General features: G+C 72.2%; 15 protein-coding genes. 7 read left to right on the forward strand and 8 right to left on the reverse strand.

The annotated features are described in order from the left end of the window. The first annotated feature begins 15 nt into the window (after nt 1–15). Nucleotides 16–1,236 (forward strand): helix-turn-helix domain-containing protein, encoded by a 1,221-nt coding sequence (locus ACQPY4_RS17950; RefSeq protein WP_433337753.1) that lies wholly within the window; start codon nt 16–18, stop codon nt 1,234–1,236. Nucleotides 1,237–1,245: 9 nt separating this feature from the next. Here the strand turns inward: ACQPY4_RS17950 and ACQPY4_RS17955 are convergent, their stop codons facing one another. Next, entirely contained in the window at nt 1,246–2,199 is a 954-nt protein-coding gene (locus ACQPY4_RS17955; RefSeq protein WP_433337755.1) for a TetR/AcrR family transcriptional regulator C-terminal domain-containing protein, read from the reverse strand. Nucleotides 2,200–2,374: 175 nt separating this feature from the next. Between ACQPY4_RS17955 and ACQPY4_RS17960 the strand changes: the two genes are divergently transcribed. Further along, nucleotides 2,375–3,934, forward strand: a complete 1,560-nt coding sequence (locus ACQPY4_RS17960; RefSeq protein WP_433337757.1) for an amidohydrolase family protein — start codon at nt 2,375–2,377, stop codon at nt 3,932–3,934. A gap of 34 nt (nt 3,935–3,968) precedes the next feature. Here the strand turns inward: ACQPY4_RS17960 and ACQPY4_RS17965 are convergent, their stop codons facing one another. The 3 genes from ACQPY4_RS17965 to ACQPY4_RS17975 all read right to left on the reverse strand — a co-directional run bounded on the left by ACQPY4_RS17965 (nt 3,969) and on the right by ACQPY4_RS17975 (nt 6,471). Beyond that, the gene (locus ACQPY4_RS17965; RefSeq protein ID WP_433337759.1) at nt 3,969–4,481 is read right to left on the reverse strand and encodes a hypothetical protein; all 513 of its coding nucleotides are present in this window, start codon (nt 4,479–4,481) and stop codon (nt 3,969–3,971) included. Between the two features lie 98 nt (nt 4,482–4,579). After that, the gene (locus ACQPY4_RS17970) at nt 4,580–5,413 is read right to left on the reverse strand and encodes an alpha/beta fold hydrolase (RefSeq protein ID WP_433337761.1); all 834 of its coding nucleotides are present in this window, start codon (nt 5,411–5,413) and stop codon (nt 4,580–4,582) included. A 32-nt stretch (nt 5,414–5,445) separates the two neighbouring features. Continuing rightward, nucleotides 5,446–6,471, reverse strand: coding sequence for a hypothetical protein (locus ACQPY4_RS17975; protein WP_433337763.1), 1,026 nt, complete (start codon nt 6,469–6,471; stop codon nt 5,446–5,448). Between the two features lie 287 nt (nt 6,472–6,758). Between ACQPY4_RS17975 and ACQPY4_RS17980 the strand changes: the two genes are divergently transcribed. The 5 genes from ACQPY4_RS17980 (at nt 6,759) to ACQPY4_RS18000 (ending at nt 10,632) form a co-directional block, all read left to right on the forward strand. Further along, a complete protein-coding gene (locus tag ACQPY4_RS17980; protein WP_433337765.1) occupies nt 6,759–7,586 on the forward strand; it encodes a DUF817 domain-containing protein in 828 nt (275 codons plus the stop codon). A 350-nt stretch (nt 7,587–7,936) separates the two neighbouring features. After that, complete coding sequence (locus tag ACQPY4_RS17985) at nt 7,937–8,470, forward strand: hypothetical protein (protein ID WP_433337767.1); 534 nt, start codon at nt 7,937–7,939, stop codon at nt 8,468–8,470. A 249-nt stretch (nt 8,471–8,719) separates the two neighbouring features. Continuing rightward, nucleotides 8,720–9,385 (forward strand): S1 family peptidase, encoded by a 666-nt coding sequence (locus ACQPY4_RS17990; protein ID WP_433337769.1) that lies wholly within the window; start codon nt 8,720–8,722, stop codon nt 9,383–9,385. 111 nt (nt 9,386–9,496) lie between these two features. Continuing rightward, nucleotides 9,497–10,321: a hypothetical protein gene (locus tag ACQPY4_RS17995; protein WP_433337771.1), complete on the forward strand. Its 825-nt coding sequence runs from the start codon at nt 9,497–9,499 to the stop codon at nt 10,319–10,321. Between the two features lie 128 nt (nt 10,322–10,449). Continuing rightward, nucleotides 10,450–10,632 carry a hypothetical protein gene (locus ACQPY4_RS18000; protein ID WP_433337773.1) on the forward strand — a complete coding sequence of 61 codons (183 nt, stop codon included), beginning with the start codon at nt 10,450–10,452 and terminating at the stop codon, nt 10,630–10,632. Between the two features lie 49 nt (nt 10,633–10,681). Here the strand turns inward: ACQPY4_RS18000 and ACQPY4_RS18005 are convergent, their stop codons facing one another. The 4 genes from ACQPY4_RS18005 to ACQPY4_RS18020 all read right to left on the reverse strand — a co-directional run bounded on the left by ACQPY4_RS18005 (nt 10,682) and on the right by ACQPY4_RS18020 (nt 19,425). Beyond that, nucleotides 10,682–12,910, reverse strand: a complete 2,229-nt coding sequence (locus ACQPY4_RS18005) for an FHA domain-containing protein (RefSeq protein WP_433337775.1) — start codon at nt 12,908–12,910, stop codon at nt 10,682–10,684. Beyond that, a complete protein-coding gene (locus ACQPY4_RS18010) occupies nt 12,907–14,718 on the reverse strand; it encodes a protein kinase domain-containing protein (protein ID WP_433337777.1) in 1,812 nt (603 codons plus the stop codon). Before ACQPY4_RS18010 ends, ACQPY4_RS18005 begins: the two co-directional genes overlap by 4 nt. Nucleotides 14,719–14,894: 176 nt before the next feature. Further along, complete coding sequence (locus tag ACQPY4_RS18015; RefSeq protein WP_433338945.1) at nt 14,895–16,319, reverse strand: FAD-binding oxidoreductase; 1,425 nt, start codon at nt 16,317–16,319, stop codon at nt 14,895–14,897. Between the two features lie 94 nt (nt 16,320–16,413). Beyond that, complete coding sequence (locus ACQPY4_RS18020) at nt 16,414–19,425, reverse strand: chitinase C-terminal domain-containing protein (protein ID WP_433337779.1); 3,012 nt, start codon at nt 19,423–19,425, stop codon at nt 16,414–16,416. Between the last annotated feature and the right edge of the window lie 20 nt (nt 19,426–19,445).

Consider the following 19,445-nt stretch of genomic DNA (forward strand, 5'->3'; position numbering starts at 1 on the left):
GGCAGGGAGCCGACCGTGTCCTCAGATCGCCGAGGCCCGCACCCCTCGTCGACATTGCGCGTCTACTTCGGGTGGCGGCTGCGCTCCTGGCGGCGGCAGCGCGGCGTCACCCAGGCCGAGCTGGCGGACCTGCTCAGCTTCGACCACTCCTACATCAGCAAGGTGGAGAGCGGGGACCGGCTGCCCTCGCCGCGCGTGGCCGAGCGCTGCGACGCGGTCCTGCGGACCGGCGGGGAACTCGCCGCGCTCCTCCCGCTGGCGGAACGGGAGGCCGGGCCCGGAGAACCGATCCCCGGGGACTCGCCCTGCCCGGACGAGACGATCGGTCCCGACGACATCCCCGCGATGCGCCGCCTGCTCGACGCCTACCGCGACGCGTACCGCACCCTGGGCGGCACCCCTCTGATCGCGCCGCTTGAGCACCACGCGCGCACGATCGTCGCGACGCTGCGCGAAGCCCCGGACGCCGCCCGGCACGACCTGCTCGTGCTGGGGACCGAGTACGCCGACGTGACCGGGTGGGCCCGCTACGACGCCGGACACAACGCCATGGCCACGGCCTGGTTCGCGCGCGGGCGCGACTGGGCGGTCGCCGCCGGCGAGGAGACGCGCGCCGCCGTCCTGCAGACCTACGACGCGGCCGTGGCCTGGGCCGACGGCGATCCGACGGCCACGGTCGTCCGGGCCGCGGCGGCGCTGGCGGGACCGGGCCCGCTGACGCCGGGCGTCCGCCGCTGCGCGCTGGTGGCCGAGGCCAGGGGCCACGCGCTGGCCGGAGACGCCTACCGGTGCGACCGCGCCCTGGAGGCCGCGGAGGCCCTGCGGGTCGAGATCGCGCAGGAGCCGGACTGGTTCGTCAACTCCGGGACGCGGATCGAGATGGCCCTGGCCCGCGCGACGTGCGAGCGCGACCTCGCCCTGCGCACCGGGGAGCGCGGCCTGCCCAAGGCGTCGGCCGGGCGGCTGGCCGAGGCGATCGTCGAGCCGACCCCGCGCCGGGACACGGCGGTGTCCAGCGTCCGGCTCGCGGGCGCCTACGTGGCGGCGGGCGAACCCGAGCTGGCGGCCGCGGCGGTGCGGCGCGCCGCGCCCGTCCTGGGCAGCGTGCTGCCCAGCCATTCGGCCCGCGAGCTGTCCGACGTCAAGCGGCGCCTCGGCGCCGAGTGGGGCGACCTGCGCGACGTCCGGTGCCTGCTGGAAGAGATCCGCGACCTGGGCGACCCCGCACCGGCCTGACGCGCCGCCTCACCGCTCGCGGGCCAGCATGGCGGCGATGCCGTCGAGCTGGTGGCGCAGGCCGAACTCGAAGAGCTCGTCGAGATCGGTCAGGGTCGTCGCTCCGGCGGGGAGGGCCGCCTGCAGCGAGGGGAACCGGCCGGACCCGAACAGCTCGGCGTGCAGGGGACGGTCGGCGGCGATCCGCTCGCGGCCGGAGATGCCGGTGTCGTGCTCGGCCTGCACCTCCAGCGCGTTGCTCGCCGCGATGCCGCCGACATAGCCGTCGAGCGCCAGCACGGTGTGCAGCCTGTCGTGTCGGCTCAGTCCGAGTCCCTCCAGCGCCCGCAGCTCCCAGTCGACCATCCGGATGCCGCTCGGCACCGCGGGCGGGCGGACCAGCGAACTGTGCATGACGGTGGGCAGCCACGGGTGCCTGCGGTAGGCGCGCCACTGCGTCCGCGCCGACAGTTCGAGCTTGGCGCGCCAGCCGGGCGGGCCGGGGTCGGGCGGCTCCTGCGCGCCGAACGCCGCGTCCGCCATCTGGCGCAGCAGCTCGTCCTTGTCGGGGATGTAGCGGTACAGCGCCATCGGGCTCACCTCCAGATGCGCGGCCAGGCGGCGCATCGTCAGCGCGGTGAGCCCCTCGCGGTCCGCCAGGTCGATCGCCGCCTGGATCACCATGGCCCGCGTCGACCCCGGCTCGGCCCTGTCCAGCGGCGGCGTCCCGGCCCCCGGCGCGCGGACCGCAGCGCCGTCCGGCCGGGGAGGCCCGAGCGCGATCGTGCCGCCACCGGGGACGGTGCGCACCCAGCCCTGGTCGCGGAGCACGCCGAGGGCCTTGGCGGCCGTGGCCATGGCCACGCCGTGCTCCCGGACGATCTGCCGGGTGGACGGCACCCGCTGCCCGGCCGCCAGGTCGCCGGACGCGATCCGGTCGCGGATGAGCGCCGCGATGCGCAGGTAGGGCGGGGGAGAGGTCATGGCGGCGGGCTCCGACCGTTCTAGTTCGCTGGCACTCGGCGGAATCGTACTAGAACGCCGACGGGGTCATGACGGAGAAAGTCACCTGATAGGCCGCACAATCGGCGCATCCAACCTAGAACGCTCGATACATTGTACGCGCACTTTCGAAGGACACTCACCGGGGGAGCGGCACATGCCCGACGAGAAGAGGACGAGATCCCGACGCGAACTGCTCGCCGGAGCGGCCGTGCTGACCGGCACCGCGCTGACGGCCTCGGTCGTCGCGCGGGACCGCGCGACGGTCGCGGCCGAGAGGACGGGCGCCGAGGGCGAGCGGCCCTGCGCGCTGACCCGGGTCACGGTGATCGACGCGACGGGCGCGCCGCCCATGCGCGACATGACCGTGCTGGTGGAGGGCGCGCGGATCACCGCCGTGGGCAGGACCGGCGCGGTCGCGCTGCCGCCCGGAACCCGCGAGGTGGACCTCGCGGGCAAGTACGTCATCCCCGGGCTGATCGAATCGCACGTCCACAGCGCGGGGCCGGACGGAATCGTCCCGCCGCTGTACGCGCTGGCCGGTGTCACGACGGTGCGGGAGATGCGCGGCGACGCCCAGCACCACCGATGGCGCGACCGGATCGAGAGCGGGAGCCTGCTCGGCCCTCGATGGATCATCGGCGGTCCCATCGTCGACGGGCGCCCGTCCCTGCACACCGCCGACACGGGCTCGCTCATCGAGGTCGGCAACCCGAGCGAGGCGCGCGAGGCCGTCCGGCGGACCAAGCGGGACGGTGCCGACTTCGTGAAGGTCTACTCGCGGCTCGACCGCGCGTCCTACCTCGCCATCGCCGACGAGGCGCGGCGCCAGGGCATCCCGTTCACCGGCCACTGCCCGGACACGGTCGCGCTCACCGAGGCCATCGGGACCGGGCACCGGACCGTCGAGCACATGGACGCCCCGCTGCTGGCGACCACGGCCCGCGAGCGCGAGATCCGCGCGGGCATGGCGGCCATCACCGTCGACGGCACCAAGGACAGCTTCCACCGCTACCGCGACTGGTACGAGGCGGTGCACCCGCTCGAATACAAGGCCGTGCGATCCTTCGACCCGGCGAAGTCCCGCGCGCTGTTCGGCGCCCTGGCCGCGCGTGGCTGCGCGGTGGTGCCCACGCTCGCCGTCCACCGGGTGCTGGAGGTGCCCGAGCACAACCGCGAGACCGACGAGTGGAAGTACCTGGCGCCCTCGATGACGGCCTGGTGGCGCGAGGTCACCGACGTGATGACCGGCGGGCGCACGCCCCGGCAGGCCCGGCGCGTCCGCGCCGTCTACGAGCACAAGGCCGGCCTGGTCGCCGCGATGGCGCGCGGCGGCGTGCCGATCCTGGCGGGCACCGACACCGGCAACCCCTATCTCGTGCCCGGCTTCGCCCTGCATGACGAGCTGGCGCTGTTCACCGAGGCGGGCCTGACGCCCATGCAGGCCCTGCGGTCCGCCACCCAGCGGCCCGCGACGGTGTTCGGCCTGGCCGACCGGGTGGGGACGGTGGAGCGCGGCAAGCTCGCCGACCTGGTCGTCCTGGACGCCGACCCGCTCGCCGACATCCGCAACACCCGCCGCGTCCACGCCCTCGTCGTCAACGGCCGCCTGATCACCCACGAGGAGCGCGAACGCCTCCTGGCCGAGGTGGAGCGGGCCGCACGCGCCGACAAATCACCGCCGAACGCGGGGAACGCGGCCTGCTGTACCCGGTGACGAGGAGGGCGAGGCCCGTGAGGCGGCGCCGGGGTCAGACGGTGCTCGTGCTGGCCGACCAGGCGTAGTAGTTGTCCGAGAAGCCGGTGACGGTCCGGTCGTCGGTGTAGACCGCGCCGGCCGTCGGCGACGTCCTGGCCTGGGTGCCCCAGACGGTGTGCAGGAAGCCGTGGGTGTCCTGGCGGTACTCGAAGCGCCACTGCTTGCCGCGGTCGTCGGTGTCGCAGACGCCCTGCCAGACCGCGTTGGCCTTCTCGGCGCTCGATGCGAAGTCGGTGGTCAGGCAGCGGCCGGTCGCCCGGTTGACCAGCATCTTCATGTCCCACGCGTCGGAGGTGGCCCAGCGCCACTGCTGCGCGGTGCTGTCACTGCGGCAGGGACCCTCGAAGACGGCGCTCGTCGACGTGCTGGCGGTGAGGCAGCCGCGCTGGTAGTTGTCGAACCGCCAGTACGTGGTGGCCGCATGGGCGGGGGTCAGGGACGACGCGCAGAACACGGCGGAGCTCAGTCCGGCCAGGGCGACGCCGCGCGAGAATCGCTTGCTCACGTGCGCGGACCTTCCTTTCTCAGAAGTTGATCATCGAGTGAGTTTGATTATCAAACTGGATGATCGTCGCACGCAACGTGATGAACGTCTCGGCCCGCCTACCGCAGGAAGGACAGCAGCGCGGCGGTGAGCTCGGCCGGACGGTCCTCGGGCAGCAGGTGCCCCGCGCCCTCGATGACGCGGAGCCCGGCACCCGGGACGAGCGCGGCGAGTTCGCGGCCGCGCTCGGCGGGAACCCACGTGTCGTCGGCGCCCCAGCACACCAGGACGGGCGGCTCGATGGCGGCGTATCCGCTCTGGATGCGGTCGGTGTAGGACTGGTCCGACCTGCGCTGGGCGAGCTGGCGGTAGAACGCGGCCTGGCCGCCGGGGCCGAGCCAGGGCGCGACGAGGGCGTCCAGCACGTCCGGACGCAGCCCCGCCGAACTCGCCGTGACGATGTACTCGCGGAGCAGGGCCCGGTGCAGCGTTCCCGGCAACCGGCTGAAGACGTCCGGGTGCTCGCCGATCAGGGCGAAGAACTCGCTGCCCCAGGGCGGCAGCGAGACCGCGTCCACCAGCGCCAGGAGCCGGTAGGGGACGCCCCGGTCCACGTGGGCCCCGAGCGCGATGGCACCCCCGGAGTCGTGCGCCACGACGTCGGGCCGGGTCAGCTCCCAGTGGCCCAGCAGCTCGGCGAACACCCCGGCGAGCGCGTCCAAGGACAGGTCCTGCTCCGGGAACATCGCCGAGGTGCCGTAACCGGGCAGGTCGAACACATAGACCGACCGGCCCAGCGCCAGGGCGGGCGCGATGTCGCGCCAGATGAACGAGGAGAACGGCGTGCCGTGCAGCAGGACGAGCGGCTCGGCGGCCGGGTCGCCCAGCCGCTTCCACCGCACCTCACCCAGAGCACTGTCGTACCGCTCGCCCAGCGTCCACTCGCGCACCATCCCGGGTTCATAACCGAACCCGGGGACGAGAATCACCCCGAGCCGCTGAAAATCACGCCCGTCGTCGCGGAGTTCGACGGATCCTCGTCGAGGAAGGTCCCGGCGCCCCACACCCGGGTGGTGCCGCGCACGTTGGCGAGCGCGCCGACCGACAGGAACCGCGTCCCGCTCCTGGGCAGCGCGGTCGGGCTCCAGCGCCCCCGGGTGTAGCGGTGGACGGTGGCCGCCCACATCGAGTCGGCGGCCCACAGCCCGCCCCGGCCGTCGGCGGTGACGCTGGTGAAGGCATCGCCCCTGGACAGGACGGTGCGGCTCCAGCGCCGCCCGTCCCAGTGCAGCGCGAGCGGACGGCCGTCGGCACTGCCCACCGCCCACACGTTGGACGCCCGGAACGCGACGATGTCGCGAACGGCACTGGGGGAGGGGATCGCGGGCAGGCTCTGCCGCCGGTACGAGCGCCCGTCCCACCGCACCACGGCCACGCCGGAACCCCGCTGCCCGGCGAACCACACGTCCTTGGGGCCGGACGCGGCCACCGTCCGGACGTCGATGCCCGCCGCCCGGAACGTCCAGCGCCGCCCGTCGTAGTGACCGATCTCGGCACCGGCGCCCACCCACACGTTCTTCGGGCCGAAGACCTTGGCCCCGAGCACCGTCCGGACGCCCAGGTCATGGAACCGCCAGCGCGCCCCGTCCCACCGCGCGGCCAGGCCACGTCCGCCGTGGCGCCCGAAGAACCACACGTCCCGCGGTCCCGTGGCGTCGACCGTCGTGAGATGGGTGTTGTCCGCCGCCCGGAGCGGAACCGCGACCTTCTTCCAGGCCGCGCCGTTGTGGTGCCACAGCACCGGTGCCCGCTCGTCGTCCCCGATCGCCCACGCCGCTCGCGGGCCGACCGCCACCACGTCTCGCATCGCGACGGCCCGTCCGGCCGTGCCGACTTCCTTCACGACCTTCCAGGGACCTTCCGCCGCCCCCGCCCCCGGCGCGACACCGAGCACCGCCACACTCGTCGCCGCGCACACCGTCCGACTGATCGCCCGCGCCCTGACCGGCATGTCCGCCTCCCGGAAAGCCCCACCTGCCCTAAAGACGCCCAAACCCTCGGGAGGTTGACGTCCCTCGGGAGCCAGGACGGGTCGGCGTCGTGCGCCAGGAGCGCGAGCTGAATGCGGTCGTCGAAGTCGAGCATCCACGCGCTCCGTCCGGCGACGGCCATGGCCCGAGCCCAGGAACGCGCGCCGCGCTCGAACCACGGCTCATCGTCGATGCCTGCCCGCCCGCAAACCGGCCATGTCCGGCCGCCGGACCGAACTCTTCCGCACCGGGGCGCGTCTAGATCGGCATGCGATTCGCGATAAGCCAGCTCTGGCGCTTCGGCTGGACCCAGGCCACCTGCTGCGCCTTCGCCGTGGGAACGTTCGCGGGACTGGCCCTGACGCAGCTGATCGAGCTGCCCGTCCCGCGCTACGACGCGCTGCTGGTGTACCTGGTGCTGCTCACGGCCGCCTTCCGGCTGTCCGGACTGGAGAGCACCCGCGAGATCGCGGTCATCGGGCTGTTCCATCTCATCGGCCTGGCCTTCGAGATCGTCAAGGTCCACATGGGGTCGTGGAACTACCCCGAGAGCGCCTTCACCAAGGTCGGCGGCGTGCCGCTGTACAGCGGCTTCCTGTACGCCGCCGTGGGCAGCTACGTCTGCATGGCGTGGCGGCGGTTCGAGCTGCGCCTCACCGGTTACCGGTCCGGGGCGGCGCTCGTCGTGGCGCTGGGCGTCTATGCCAACTTCATCACCCACCACTGGCTGCCGGACCTCAGAATCCCGCTGGCCGTGCTGCTCGTCCTGGTCACCGGCCGGACGACCGTGCATTTCACCGTCGGTCCCCGTCGCTACCGCATGCCTCTGGCCCTGTCGTTTCTTCTCATCGGGTTCTTCCTGTGGGTCGCCGAGAACATCGCGACCTTCCTCGGCGCCTGGCACTACCCGCACCAGGACGACGGCTGGCAGCTCGTCCACACCTCCAAGTTCGGCGCCTGGGCCCTGCTGGTGAGCGTGACCTTCGTCCTGGTCGCCCAGTTGCAGGCCCGGCTCGGCCGCCTCCACGAACCGGAACCGCTCCCGGGCGACCCGGCCCCGCCCGCCCTCGCCCCGGCCCCGGCGCTCGTGCCCTAGTGTCCGTCCGGCCCGGTGGACGGCCGATAGTCGAGCTAGTCCCCGAGAGCCAGGTCCCCGCGACATGGACCTCCCCGTGAAAGCTGACCGCCCGATCGGGCACCGCCCTGTGAACCGACCTGAATTTGACGAATGTGAGTCGATTTGCATTGAGCGAAAATTCTTTGCATAATCACCGTTTCATGATCATTGGACATGGTGGGATAACGCCGTCACGTTTCGCGATCAAAGTAGGTATCCATACTTAGTGAAACCCCAATTGTTTTGCCGCGGGCGGCGCCTCATCGTTGTGCTCGCGTGGCCGATCACCCACCCCACCAGTGGCCACGCGACACGGAAGGATCCCGCCCATGAAGATCGCCTCCACCCGGACGATCGGCAGAGTCGTCCCCACCCTCGCGGCGGCAGCGATGCTGGCCGGCGTCGGCACCGGCATCGCCTCCGCCGAGCCCCGTCCCGAACTGCCCGCCGGCGCCGAATGGGTCGACGACGGCAGCGGTTGCAGCCTCGCCCACTACAACGTGTGCGCCTATCTCAACGATTCGAAGACCTCGGCCATCGGCCTGCTCATCGGCGCCGAGAACGTCAAGCTCGCCGGGCGCTACGACGTCAAGAGCTGGAAGGCCAGGGAGGGCATCGCGGTGGCGTGGGGCCCGACCAACGGCTGGATCGCCGCGGCCTGCCTGCGGGTCATCCGGCCTCCGGGACAGATCATCGAGGGCGGCCCCCTGGGCCTGATCTCGGTCCTCGGGCACTTCAGGTCGTCGCTGCGCGACCCTGACCGCAACACCTATGTGAAGGTCGACTGCGGCAAGTTCACCCAGGCCGACGACGACGGCAAGGTGCGGCAGACCGACGGGCCCGCGCCCGTCGTCCTGGGCTAGGGCATCGGCCCGGCGGGCGGCGGCTGCCCGCCGGGCTCCAGGGGGGAACAATCGCGGCGAAGTCGCGGCGCTTGTGAAGATTTAAAGGTGATGAAGCTGAAGTATTGAAAATTCATTGCCGGTCGAAGGCGTTGACCGCCCGGGATGGGCCGCCCAAGATCGCTTCCGTTGCCCCACCCCACCAGCAACGGAGCATCCATGAGTCACCCCCGTGCCACATCCCCCGACCGGCCGAGCAGGAGAAGGCCGGTGCGCCGCAAGCTCTCCTGCGCCCTGGTCTTCTCCGCGGTGGCCGCGAGCCTGGCCGCCGCCCCAGCGGCGATCGCCCAGCCCGGACCGCTGCCGATCATCGACGGGTCCTACGCCGACGAGGGCCCCTGGGCCGCCATGCTGGAGCGCGACGGCCAGCAGTGGTGCTCCGGGTCGATCATCGACGACACCTGGGTGCTCACCGCCGAGCACTGCGTGGACGACGACGCGTCCTACACGGTGCGGGTCGGCGAGGTCGACCACCGGGACGGCACCTACGCCAAGGTCACGCGGGTCTACACGCCCTCGAACGGCGCCGACATCGCGCTGCTGCGGCTGGACCGCTCCGTCCAGGCCACCTACTCCCGGCTGGGCGCCCAGCCGCAGGAGGGCGACACCGAGTACGTCTACGGCTGGGGCCGTGACCAGAACGGGACGATGCAGCGCTACCTCAAGGTCGCGGAGATGACCATCATCGACGTCGGCGGCGGCCTGATCCACGCCAAGCGCGGCGACGGGCTCACCAACTCCGGCGACTCCGGCGGCCCGGTCTTCGTCGACGGCGTCCAGGTCGGCGTGCACATCTCGGGCAACAAGAAGGACCGCTCGACCCACACGAGCGTCGCCTCGAACCGCACCTGGATCCGGAACACCTCCGGCGTCTGATCGCGGGGCGTTCGGGGCGGCCCCCACCCCGCCCCGAACGCCCCGACCGGGCCACCCGCGCGCGCCGGAAGTGGGATATTGGGAATCCCCGGCGACGAGATGGTGGCGTTCATGGACGATGCGCGCGGTTCGCTGGACGAGCTCGACGCCGTGGAGGTGTCGGCGGCGGGCGAGGCGCCGCGCCGCCTGGCCACCGGCGAGACCGTGGTCTTCGGGCGCGGGCCCGACGTCGACCTGCCGCTCGGCGACGACCGGTGGATGTCGCGGCGCATGGGCGAGATCACGGTGCTCGCCGAGGGCGTGCGGATCGTCAACCTGAGCCGCAAGCAGGCCCTGCTGGTCAAGACCGGGACGGGGGAGCCCCACCGGCTGCGGGCCCGCGTCCCCGATTCGCCCGCGGACGGGCATCTGCTGAGCGCGGGCAGCGCCCTGGTCGGTTCGGCGACGATGCTGGAGCAGCGCCGCGCGGTCCATGTGGCGATGCCCCCGGCGCGCCCGGCCGAGCCGGAGCCGCCGCCCGGCGGGATCAGCACCGAGGCGCGGGTGCGGCTGAAGCAGGAGACGCGCGAGTTCATGGTGGCGCTGCTGATGTGCCGCCCCTGGCTGGAGCGCCCCGAGCGGATCGACCGGCTGCCCACCCAGCCCGAGATCGGGCGCATGGCGCTGGAGACCACGTCCGCCCACCATCTGATCAGCGAGATCGACCGGAACCTGGAGAGCCGCGAGCGCTTCCACCGCAAGATCCACGACCATGTGAAGACGCTGCGCGGCAAGCTGGCCCGGCACGGCCTGGTCAAGGCCGACGATGTCGTCGGGCACAGCGCCATCGTCTCGGCCCTGCTGCATTTCGACATCATCGGCCCGCGCCATTTGGCCCTCTTCGGCGACGAGCATTGGCTGTCGGTGCAGGAGAACAAATGGTGGGCCTGTATGTGAGGCGCCGCCCGCCGTCCACTCCCCGATCGGGGAGCGGACGTCAGGCCGTTCTTTTCCGATGCTGGGAAGCGTCAATTCGACGCGGAAGGCGGGAAAAGAAAATGGGCTGGGAAATCATTTTGATTCTGATGGGGGCGGCGCTCGTGGTGGTCGCCGCGGTCGTCCCCGGGCTGACCGTGGCCGAGCGATGCCAGCTCGCGCTGGTCGGAACGGTCGCGATCGTCAACACGCTCTGCGGCGGCGTGCCCATGGTGGCCGGGCTGGTGCCGCTGCGCAGGCAGGAGGAGCGGGAGGAGCGGCAGGAGCGGTGACGGCGGGACGCGGCGCCGGTGCGGGGACCGGCGCCGTGCCGGGCGGCGATCAGCGGCGGAGCCGCCACAGCGTGACGGCGGCCGCCGCCGCGCCGAGGCCGAGGAGGACGGCCATGCTCAGCGTCCAGGCGGCCGGTGTGTGCCGCCAGAGCGTGTCCGTGGTTCCCGTCCGGCCGAGGTCCGCGGTGGCGGCCATCGCCGCGTATCCCCAGCGCGCGGGCATCAGCGTCGCCGCGAGCGCCGGGACGCGATGGGCCCCGACCGGGATCAGCCCGCCGCAGAGCAGCAGCTGGAGCAGCAGCACCACCGCCACCGGGGGCCGGACGGAGTCCGCGCTCGGGCAGAACGTCGCGATCGCCGTGCCGAGCAGGCAGCAGGCCAGCGCGGTGAACGCCGAGGCCGCCGCCAGCTCCACCACCGGCGGTGCCAGGACGATCGCGTCCGGAGGCCCGGGCCGCGCCAGCACGACCACGGTCGTCGCGACCGTCGCCTGCGCGGCGAGCAGGACGCCGAACAGCCCGGCCTTGGCCAGCAGGTACGCCTCGGGCAGCAGGCCCGCGGCGCGTTCGTGCTCGTAGACGTGCCGCTCGCCCGCCAGGTCACGGGCCGGAAGGTAGACGGCGGCCGCGGCCAGGCCGATGACCAGGACCAGCAGCGTCCGCATGGGGGCGTCCCCGGTGCCCGGCGGCAAGGCCAGGCCGTCGCGGTCGCCGACCGCGACCGCGAGCAGCGCGACGAGCGGACCGAGCGACAGCATCGCCCCGGCCCGGCCCGGATCGGTGGCCAGCAGCCGCAGGTGGCGCCGCGCGACCACCCGAGCCTGGTGCAGCAGCCGCTGCCGGGTGAACGGCACCGGCGCCGACTCGACCGCGGGCGGCGCGTCGGCGCCCGCGTCGCCGAGCAGGTCGGCGCGCGCCGCCGCGACCTCGGCCAGCCCGTCGAAGACGTCGGCCCAGACCGCGGAAGTGAAACGCCGATGCAGGCCGCCGGGCGGGCCGTAGTAGGCCTCCTGCGCGCCCGGCGCGAGCACGAGGACCGAGTCGCAGTCGTCCAGGTCGACCGGCTCCCGGGTGGTCACGATCACGTGCCGTCCGCCGTCGGCGAGCTCGCGCAGCAGCCGCATCATGCCCCGGGCCAGGCCGGGGTCCATGCCCGCCAGCGGCTCGTCCACCAGGAGAAGCGAGGGCGTGGTCAGCAGCTCCGAGGCGATCGCGAGGCGCCGCCTGCGGTCCAGGGTCAGGCGGGCGACCCTGCGGTCCGCCTCCTCGGTCAGGTTCACCGCGGCCAGGGCGTCCCGCACGGCGGCGTCGCGCTCGCGCGGGTCGGTGTCCATCGGCAGGCGCAGCGCGGCGGTGTGGCCGAGCGTCTGCCGGACGGTCAGCCCGGAGTGGGTGACCGGATCCTGCGGCACCAGCCCGATCCGGGCCCGGACCTCGGCGTTGGCGTGCACGTTCTGGCTCTGGTAGCGGATCCGCCCCGCGGCCGGACGCCGCTCGCCCGAGATCAGCCGCAGCAGCGCCGATTTCCCGGCCCCCGAAGGGCCGACCACCGCCATCAGCGCGCCCGGGGCCAGTCGCAGCGTCAGCGTCGGGGCGAACGCCTCGTCACGGGTGCCCGGCAGGACGACCAGGTCGTCGACCGACAGCCCCGTGTCGGCGCCGGGCAGGAAGTGCAGCCGGTCGCCGACGCGGACCAGGCGGGTGCGCCCGCAGGTGAGCAGGTCGCCGTCGCGCAGGACCGCGCTGCGCGCCACCGGGTCGCCGTTCACGAAGGTGAGGTTGGCGCTGCCCAGATCCTCGACGACGTGCCGCTGCCCGCTCGGCACGATCCGCGCGTGCCGCCGGGAGACCAGGGGGTCGGCCAGGACGAGGGTGTTGCCGGTGCCCCGGCCGATCGTGAGCTCGCCGCCGAGCGGGACGGGGTCGCGGGGCGCGGCGGCGAGATCGTCGGTCGTGCGCGTGGCGGCGTCCTGCGGCGCGGCCAGGAACTCGACCGTCACACCGTGCTCGGTGTCGCCGAGCCGCACGGCCAGGCCCTCGGCGACGGGACGGGCCGTCAGCCGCGTGCCCTCGTGCCAGGTGCCGTTGGCGGTGTCGAGGTCGTGGATCGTCCAGCCGTCCTTGTAGGTCAGCTCCAGATGACGCCGCGACACCCGCGTGTCGGCGAGCACGACGTCGCAGTCGGCGGCCCTCCCGATCGTCACCCGTTGCCCCGGGGAGAACGCGTAGGAGCGGCCGTCGGCCGTGACGGTGAGACGGCCGGGTGGCTGGTCGCTCACTCGCTCGACGGCGTAGGCGAGCCGGTGCCGGGCGGCACGTATCCGGCGGCCGCGACCAGCTGCGCGTCGCCGAGCACGAGGGTGCCGCCGTGGCAACGGGAGGCGTCGCCGCCGCTGAACGTCCAGCGCAGCGTCATCCGGAGGACCCCGGTGACGTCCACGTCGAGATCCTTGAACTTGCCGAGGGTCGTGGTGATCGACTTGAGCTTGCGGGAGTCGCCGTAGAACTCGATGGTCGCCTGGGCCTTGGCGGCGGGGGAGTTGTCGTCGATCCCGGCCACGCCGATGAGCTGCTTGTAGTTCTGGCCGAGGTCGTACTCGGCCGCCCCCTTCTCGTCGCCGCACGGGCTGCCCTCGATGCCGACGGCGTGCAGCTGGGGACGCCCCGAGAGCTTGTAGTTCGCGGCCTGGGTGCCGGTGGTCAGCTCGTCCTCGCCCGAGGTGGGCGTCTGCTCGTCCAGGTACTGGGTGGCCTGGCTGGAGGAGATGGTGAGCTGCAGCGTGGGCGGCAGGTCGGAGCCGGGGCCGGGGTTCTGCGCCACCACGACGCCGTCCGGCTGGCCGGGCTTGGCCTGCTGCCGGACGACCTGGAGCGAGGCCGTCTGCGGGAGCAGCGCCTTGGCCTGCGCCTCCGGCAGCCCGACCAGATCGGGGACCTTGCCCGGCCCGTAGGACGCCCGGGGCGGGGAGGTCCCGGGCGTGGGCGCGGGGACGAACTCCTGGGACTTGTCCAGAGACGCCGGGACGGCCCCGGGCTTGGAACCCTTGTCGTCGGCGGGCCGCATGACGGCGTAGGCGGCGCTGCCGATGACCGCGACCAGGACCAGGACGGCGGCGGTGATCGCGATCGTGCGCCCGCGCCGCCGCCCGCGTCCCGCCGGCGGCGCGGCGTCGCCGGCCTGCGGCCCGGGCGGGGCCATGGACAGGTCGGTCGGGACGCTGTGCACCAGCGGCACGGCCTGGGGCGGCTCGGTGAGCGTCGGCCCGGCCGGAAGCCGGTGCAGGTCGCGCGCCATCGCCTCCAGGAGGATCGCCACCCGCGCGGCGGGGGCGGGCCGGTCGTCGGCGTTCTTGGCCAGCAGCGCCTCGATCAGCTCCCACAGCGGGTCGGGGATCTCCGGCGGGCGCCCCGGCAGGTGGTTCCCGTGCCGCTGCAGCGTGACCAGCGTCGACTTGTCGGCGAACGGCGTCACGCCGCAGCACATCTCGTAGAGCATGATGCCGAGCGCGTACAGGTCGGTCGCCGGAACGGCCTGCTTGCCGTCCGCCAGCTCCGGGGCGATGTACGGCGCCGTGCCGACGAGCATCGTGGACTTGCTGCTGGTCTGCTCGGCGATCCGGGCGATGCCGAAGTCGGTGAGCCGCACCGCCGGAGGCGTCTGGAGCATGTCCAGCAGCACGTTCTCCGGCTTGATGTCGCGGTGCACCACCCCGGCCTCGTGGATCGCCGCGAGCGCGGCGGCGGTCTCGGCAGCGATGCTGCACGCGTCGCCGGGACGCATGCTCCCGTGCCCGCTGATCGGCGCCCGCAGGTCGGACCCGACGATCAGGTCCATGACGATGGCGAGCGTGTCGCCCTCGGCCACCAGATCGTGCACGCGCACCAGGTTGGGATGCCGGATCTCTTTCAGGATCGTGTCCTCGCGCAGGAACCGCTGCCGGGTGTCGGCGTCCCGGGCCAGTGTGTCGTGCAGCACCTTGAACGCGTATTTCTCGCCCTCGTGCGTGCGGCCGCGCCACACCTCACCGGTCGCTCCCCGTCCGAGCACTTCTTCGAGGATGTACAGGCTGCCGAGGGGACGTTCCACGCCGCGCTCCACCGATAGTGAGGAAACAGAAGCCCTCCGACACTAGGGGCGTGCGACCCGGGCAAGAAGGAGAAATTACCGGTGGCTCAAAATGGCCATATTTTCGGCCTCCTGGCAATGTCATTAGGAGACCGTCAAAACGATCCGGAGACACAGCACAAGATCCATTCACCCGGTCAGCGGGAAGTGACCGCCTGCGGAAAACGGAACAGGCCCTGGGGGTCGTAGGCGGCCTTGATCTCGGTCAGGCGGGGCAGGTTGGCGCCGTAATAGGCCCGCTGCCAGTTCTCCAATTCCGGGTCCATGTGGTTGACGTAGGCGGTGCCGCCCATGAAGGGCTCCATGGCCCGGTGGGTGCCGCGCAGCCAGTCCAGGTCGTCGGCGTCGGCGAGATACTGCGCGCTGAAGAGCGCGGCGCGGTGCGGGAAGGCGGTGGCGCCGGGCGCGACGCGGCCGATCGCGCCGCCCATCGGGTCCAGCAGGGCCGTGCGGCCGCCGACCTGGCCGCCGCCGGTGAAGCGGGCGAGAAGGGCCCGGACGGCGTCGTCCGGCAGCGGGCGGTGGGCGAGGTGCGACTTGGCCGCGTAGTCGGCGCGGGGGAACCGGCCGTCCTCGCGCTGACCGGGCAGATCGCCCCGCGCGTGGCATTCGGCGACGGACTGCCCCGGGCATCCGGCCATCATCTTCATGGCGTCCAGGTAGGGAACGCTCTCGACGTTCCGCTCGGACGGTTCGGCGCCGATCCCGGCGACGAGGGCCTCCAGGGAACGTTCCGGGTCCGCGAGCGAGACGCCCATGACGCCGACGGCGGGGGAGTCCTCGCCGGGCGCGCTGGTGACGCGGACGTTCGTCCAGACCTCGTCGGGGAACTCCGGGGCCCGCCTCTGCCAGCCGCGCAGCACGTCGGCGGCCTTCGGCCATGGCCAGCGCAGCTCCAGGAAGGTCACGTCCCCGACCGCGTGGGTGCGGAAGGTGAACTCCACCGCCACGCCGAAGTTGCCGCCGCCCCCGCCGCGGCACGCCCAGAACAGGTCGCGTTCCCGGTCGGAGTCGCAGACGCGGACCTTGCCGTCGGCCGTGACCACCGTGACCGACTCCAGGACGTCGCACGTCAACCCGTAAGCGCGGGACGTCACGCCCACGCCGCCGCCCAAGGTCAGCCCGGCCACGCCCACGGTCGGGCAGCTTCCGGCGGGGATGCTCACGTTCCCGGCGGCCAGACGGTCGTAGACGTCGATGAGCCGGGTCCCCGCGCCGACGACCGCGCGTCCTGACCCCGCTTGCACCGCGTCCATCGGGGAGACGTCGATGACGAGGCCGGTGCCCGTCGACCAGCCCGCGTAGTTATGGCCCCCGCTGCGCACCGCCACCGGGAGCCGCATCCGGGACGCGAAGCCGATGCACTCCGTCACGTCCTGCGGGGTCTCGACATAGGCGATGCCCGCCGGGCGGACCGCGTCGTATCGGGGCATGTGGAGCTGCCGGGCCCGGTCGTAGGCGGCGTCGTCCGGCCGGACCAGCCGCCCGTCCAGACCGCGCGCGAACGCGTTCCAGTCGGCCGGGCTCGCGGATGGAGCACTCGGGTTCACGCTCAGCCTCACACTCGGCAACAGGCGTCGCTCTTTCACCACCATTGTCACCGAATGCGGCAGGGCGCATGCCGTGGGGTGCATGCGCCCTGCCATTCCAGGGGGGTTAGCGGTGGGTGCCGCCTACGGAGGCGGATCTGGGGTTGTCGTGGGTGAGGGAGTAGGACTTGCCGCCGAACGTGACGGTGAAGTTGGACGGGGTGGCGATCGGGAGCTGGTAGCTCAGGGCGATGGTGGCGGCGCCGCCGTTGGGGATGCTCGCCGAGGCCGGGACGGTGAGGGTGGCGCGGTGGAAGTCGCCTCTCAGGCCGCCGACGTTGTTGCCGGTGTGGCCCGCCTGGACCCCGAGCGTCCAGCCGGACTGCTGGGTCATCGTCGCGGGGGCGGACGTGCCGTAGTCGAACTTGAAGACGGCGCCTCCGGGGATGGGCTGGCCCGAGTTGTTGGTGATCCGCATCTTCGGGGTGATCGGGTAGTTGGCGTCGCCCACCGGGAAGCCGGTCAGCTCGACCTTGACGTTGAGCAGGTCGGCGGGCATCGCGTGGTCGGACTTGCGGTTCTGGTAGGGACCGGCGGTCTTGAGCTTGTCGTCGATCAGGGTGGTGAGGTTGTTGCCCATGAAGTACTCGCCCTTGCCGTCGTTGCGCGACGGATCCCAGGCGTAGTCACCGGCGAGTTCCCAGAACATGACCCCGCCGATGCCCTTGTCGACCACGTACTGGGTCTTGGCGGCCAGCGACTGGTCGTCCTCGGTGGACAGGAACACCTTCTTGGTGCCGTTCCACAGCCACGGTGAGGCCATCGTGCCGTCGTAGTGGCGGCTGTAGGTCCCGGTGAGCCGGTCCTGGGGGTCGTTGTCGGGGTCGAGCCCGTAGTCGCGGATGTAGGTGCCGGGCAGGCCCTGCTGGAGGTTCTTGGCGTGCCACATCGGGTTGCTGCCGGACGCCATCTCCTTGCCGTTGTTGTCGAGATCGTGCCAGAGGTTGTCGATGCCGACGGCTCCGTTGCCGCAGGGGGTGGTGGACCCCACGGTGCCGCCGGTGCCCGCCGGGCACTTGGTCTGGTCGGGGAGCGCGGCCTTGCCCCACAGCCCGTTCGTGCCGCCGTTCACGCCCTGCCATCCCCGGGTGTAGAAGGGCAGGCCGATATTGATGCGTCCGGCCTGCATCGCGCCGCGGAAGTAGTGGTAGGCCCAGTCGGTGTTGAGATAGCCCATTCCGTAGGTGCTGTAGACGGCGCCGTCGATCTGCTCGTTGTCCTTGCCGTCGTCGTACAGCGCGGCGTTGGGGCCGACGAAGTGGTTCCAGGACCCGTGCAGGTCGTAGGTCATGATGTTGGCGTAGTCCAGGTAGGGGACGACCTGGTAGCTGTCGTGCCCGCGCAGGATCCAGCCGGACGCCGAGACGGCGGCGGTCAGCATGTAGTACTTGCCGTCGGCCGCGCTCGCGGCGTCGAGCTTCTCGCGCAGCGTCTTCATCAGCGCCACGTACCCGGCCATCAGCTTGGCGCGCCGCGGGTTGGAGAAGGTGAAGTCGTCGGGGTGCCCGGCGTACTTCATCGAGGTGGCGTACTCGTAGTCGATGTCGGCGCCGTTGAATCCGTACTTGCGCAGGAAGGAGACGACCGAGTCGGCGAAGGTGTTGATGTTGGCCTGGCTGTCGGTGAGCGTGTAGAGGCCGCCGGAGGCGACGCGCTTGCCGTTGTCGTCGATGTAGCCGCCGGACTCGGCCCAGCCGCCGATCGAGACCAGCGTCTTGACGTTCGGGTGCTTCTTCTTGAACTTGTTGAGCAGGTTGAAATGGCCCTTGTACGGATAGGCCGGGTCCATCTCCGCGCCCGGCACCGTCGGCCACTCCATGCCGGTCGCCGGGTTGGCCGGGGTGTCGCCGCCGACCGAGACCTTGTTCTGGGGGTCGACGTGCGCGAAGGCGTAGTTGATGTGGGTGAGCTTGCTCCACGGGATGTCGCTGGCGAGGTAGCGCGGCGTGTTGTTCTTGCCGTCCCGCCATCCGGTGAAGTACCCGATCGAACGGCGCGGGTGACCGGCGCCCATCTTCTCCCGGCCGTCGTTGTCGTAGACCTCGCAGTACGGGGGCGTGACGCCGGGCGTCTGGGAGAGCCCGTCGGGACGGCAGCCTCCGGTGCCCGGCCCGACGGTGGCGGTGACCTCGTCGCTGAGCTCGGAGTTCTGGCCGATGGTGTCCTTGGCGCGCACCGCGAACCGGTAGCTGCCCGTCGCGAGCCCGGTGACGTTCGCGCTCGTGCCGGTCACCGACTGGACGAGCGAGCCGTTCTGCAGCACGTCGTAGCCGCTCACGCCGTGGTCGTCGGTCGAGGCCGTCCAGGCCAGCGCGGCCGAGTCGGCCGTGGTCGTGGTGACGCGCAGCCCGCCCGGCTTGGTGGGCGGCGTGTCCTCGCCGCTGCCCGGGGTGGTGACGGTGACCGCGTTGCCGGCCGGGGACAGCTGGTCGGCGGTGTCGCGGGCGCGGGCGGCGAAGGTGTAGCGGGTGCCCGGGGTCAGGCCGCTGATCGTGGCGGTGGTGCCGGTGACGGTGGCCGCGACGGCGGTGCCGTTCAGCACGTCGTAGTTCTTGACGCCGTGGTCGTCGGTGGCGGCGTCCCAGGCCAGCGCGACCGAGGTGGCGGTGACCTCGGTGGTCCGCAGGTCACCGGGCGCGCTGGGCGGGGCGTCCGCCGGGCCGCCGTCGCACGGACGGCCGTCGAGCCTGCACTCCTGGGGTCCGCTCAGCGTTCCGGTGAAGGAGACCAGGAAGCCGAAGGAGGCCGAGCCGCCCGGGGCGATCGTGCCGTTGTAGTTCCGGTTGGCGAAGGTGTGGTGGTTGTTCGCGCTGGTGAGGACGGCGTCCCAGTACGAGCCCATCCGCACCGTGGCGGCCAGGTCGAACTCCAGCTTCCATCCCGACATGGCGGCGCTGCCGCCGTTGGTGACGGTGCAGGTGTACTGGGCGCCGCCGCCCCATTCCTGGACGGTCCGGCACGCGGCGGTCGGGCCCGCGGCGTGCGCGGGCGTGGTCATGATCAGGCAGAGCCCGAGAGCCAGGACGAGGGCGGTACAGCCCGCGACGATCGTTCGGAGCGGAGAGCGGTAGGTGGGCACAGCAACCCCAGCTCCTCTCT

The organism is Spirillospora sp. CA-294931 (genome assembly GCF_050946795.1).
Taxonomy (GTDB): Bacteria; Actinomycetota; Actinomycetes; order Streptosporangiales; family Streptosporangiaceae; genus Spirillospora.

Bases quoted from the DNA above. Each gene is read 5' to 3' on its own strand.
- ACQPY4_RS17970 (WP_433337761.1), bottom strand. From the start codon at position 5,413: ATGGTGCGCGAGTGGACGCTGGGCGAGCGGTACGACAGTGCTCTGGGT.
- ACQPY4_RS17985 (WP_433337767.1), top strand. From the start codon at position 7,937: ATGAAGATCGCCTCCACCCGGACGATCGGCAGAGTCGTCCCCACCCTC.
- ACQPY4_RS17975 (WP_433337763.1), bottom strand. From the start codon at position 6,471: ATGCCGGTCAGGGCGCGGGCGATCAGTCGGACGGTGTGCGCGGCGACG.
- ACQPY4_RS17980 (WP_433337765.1), top strand. From the start codon at position 6,759: ATGCGATTCGCGATAAGCCAGCTCTGGCGCTTCGGCTGGACCCAGGCC.
- ACQPY4_RS17995 (WP_433337771.1), top strand. From the start codon at position 9,497: ATGGACGATGCGCGCGGTTCGCTGGACGAGCTCGACGCCGTGGAGGTG.
- ACQPY4_RS17955 (WP_433337755.1), bottom strand. From the start codon at position 2,199: ATGACCTCTCCCCCGCCCTACCTGCGCATCGCGGCGCTCATCCGCGAC.
- ACQPY4_RS17960 (WP_433337757.1), top strand. From the start codon at position 2,375: ATGCCCGACGAGAAGAGGACGAGATCCCGACGCGAACTGCTCGCCGGA.
- ACQPY4_RS18000 (WP_433337773.1), top strand. From the start codon at position 10,450: ATGGGGGCGGCGCTCGTGGTGGTCGCCGCGGTCGTCCCCGGGCTGACC.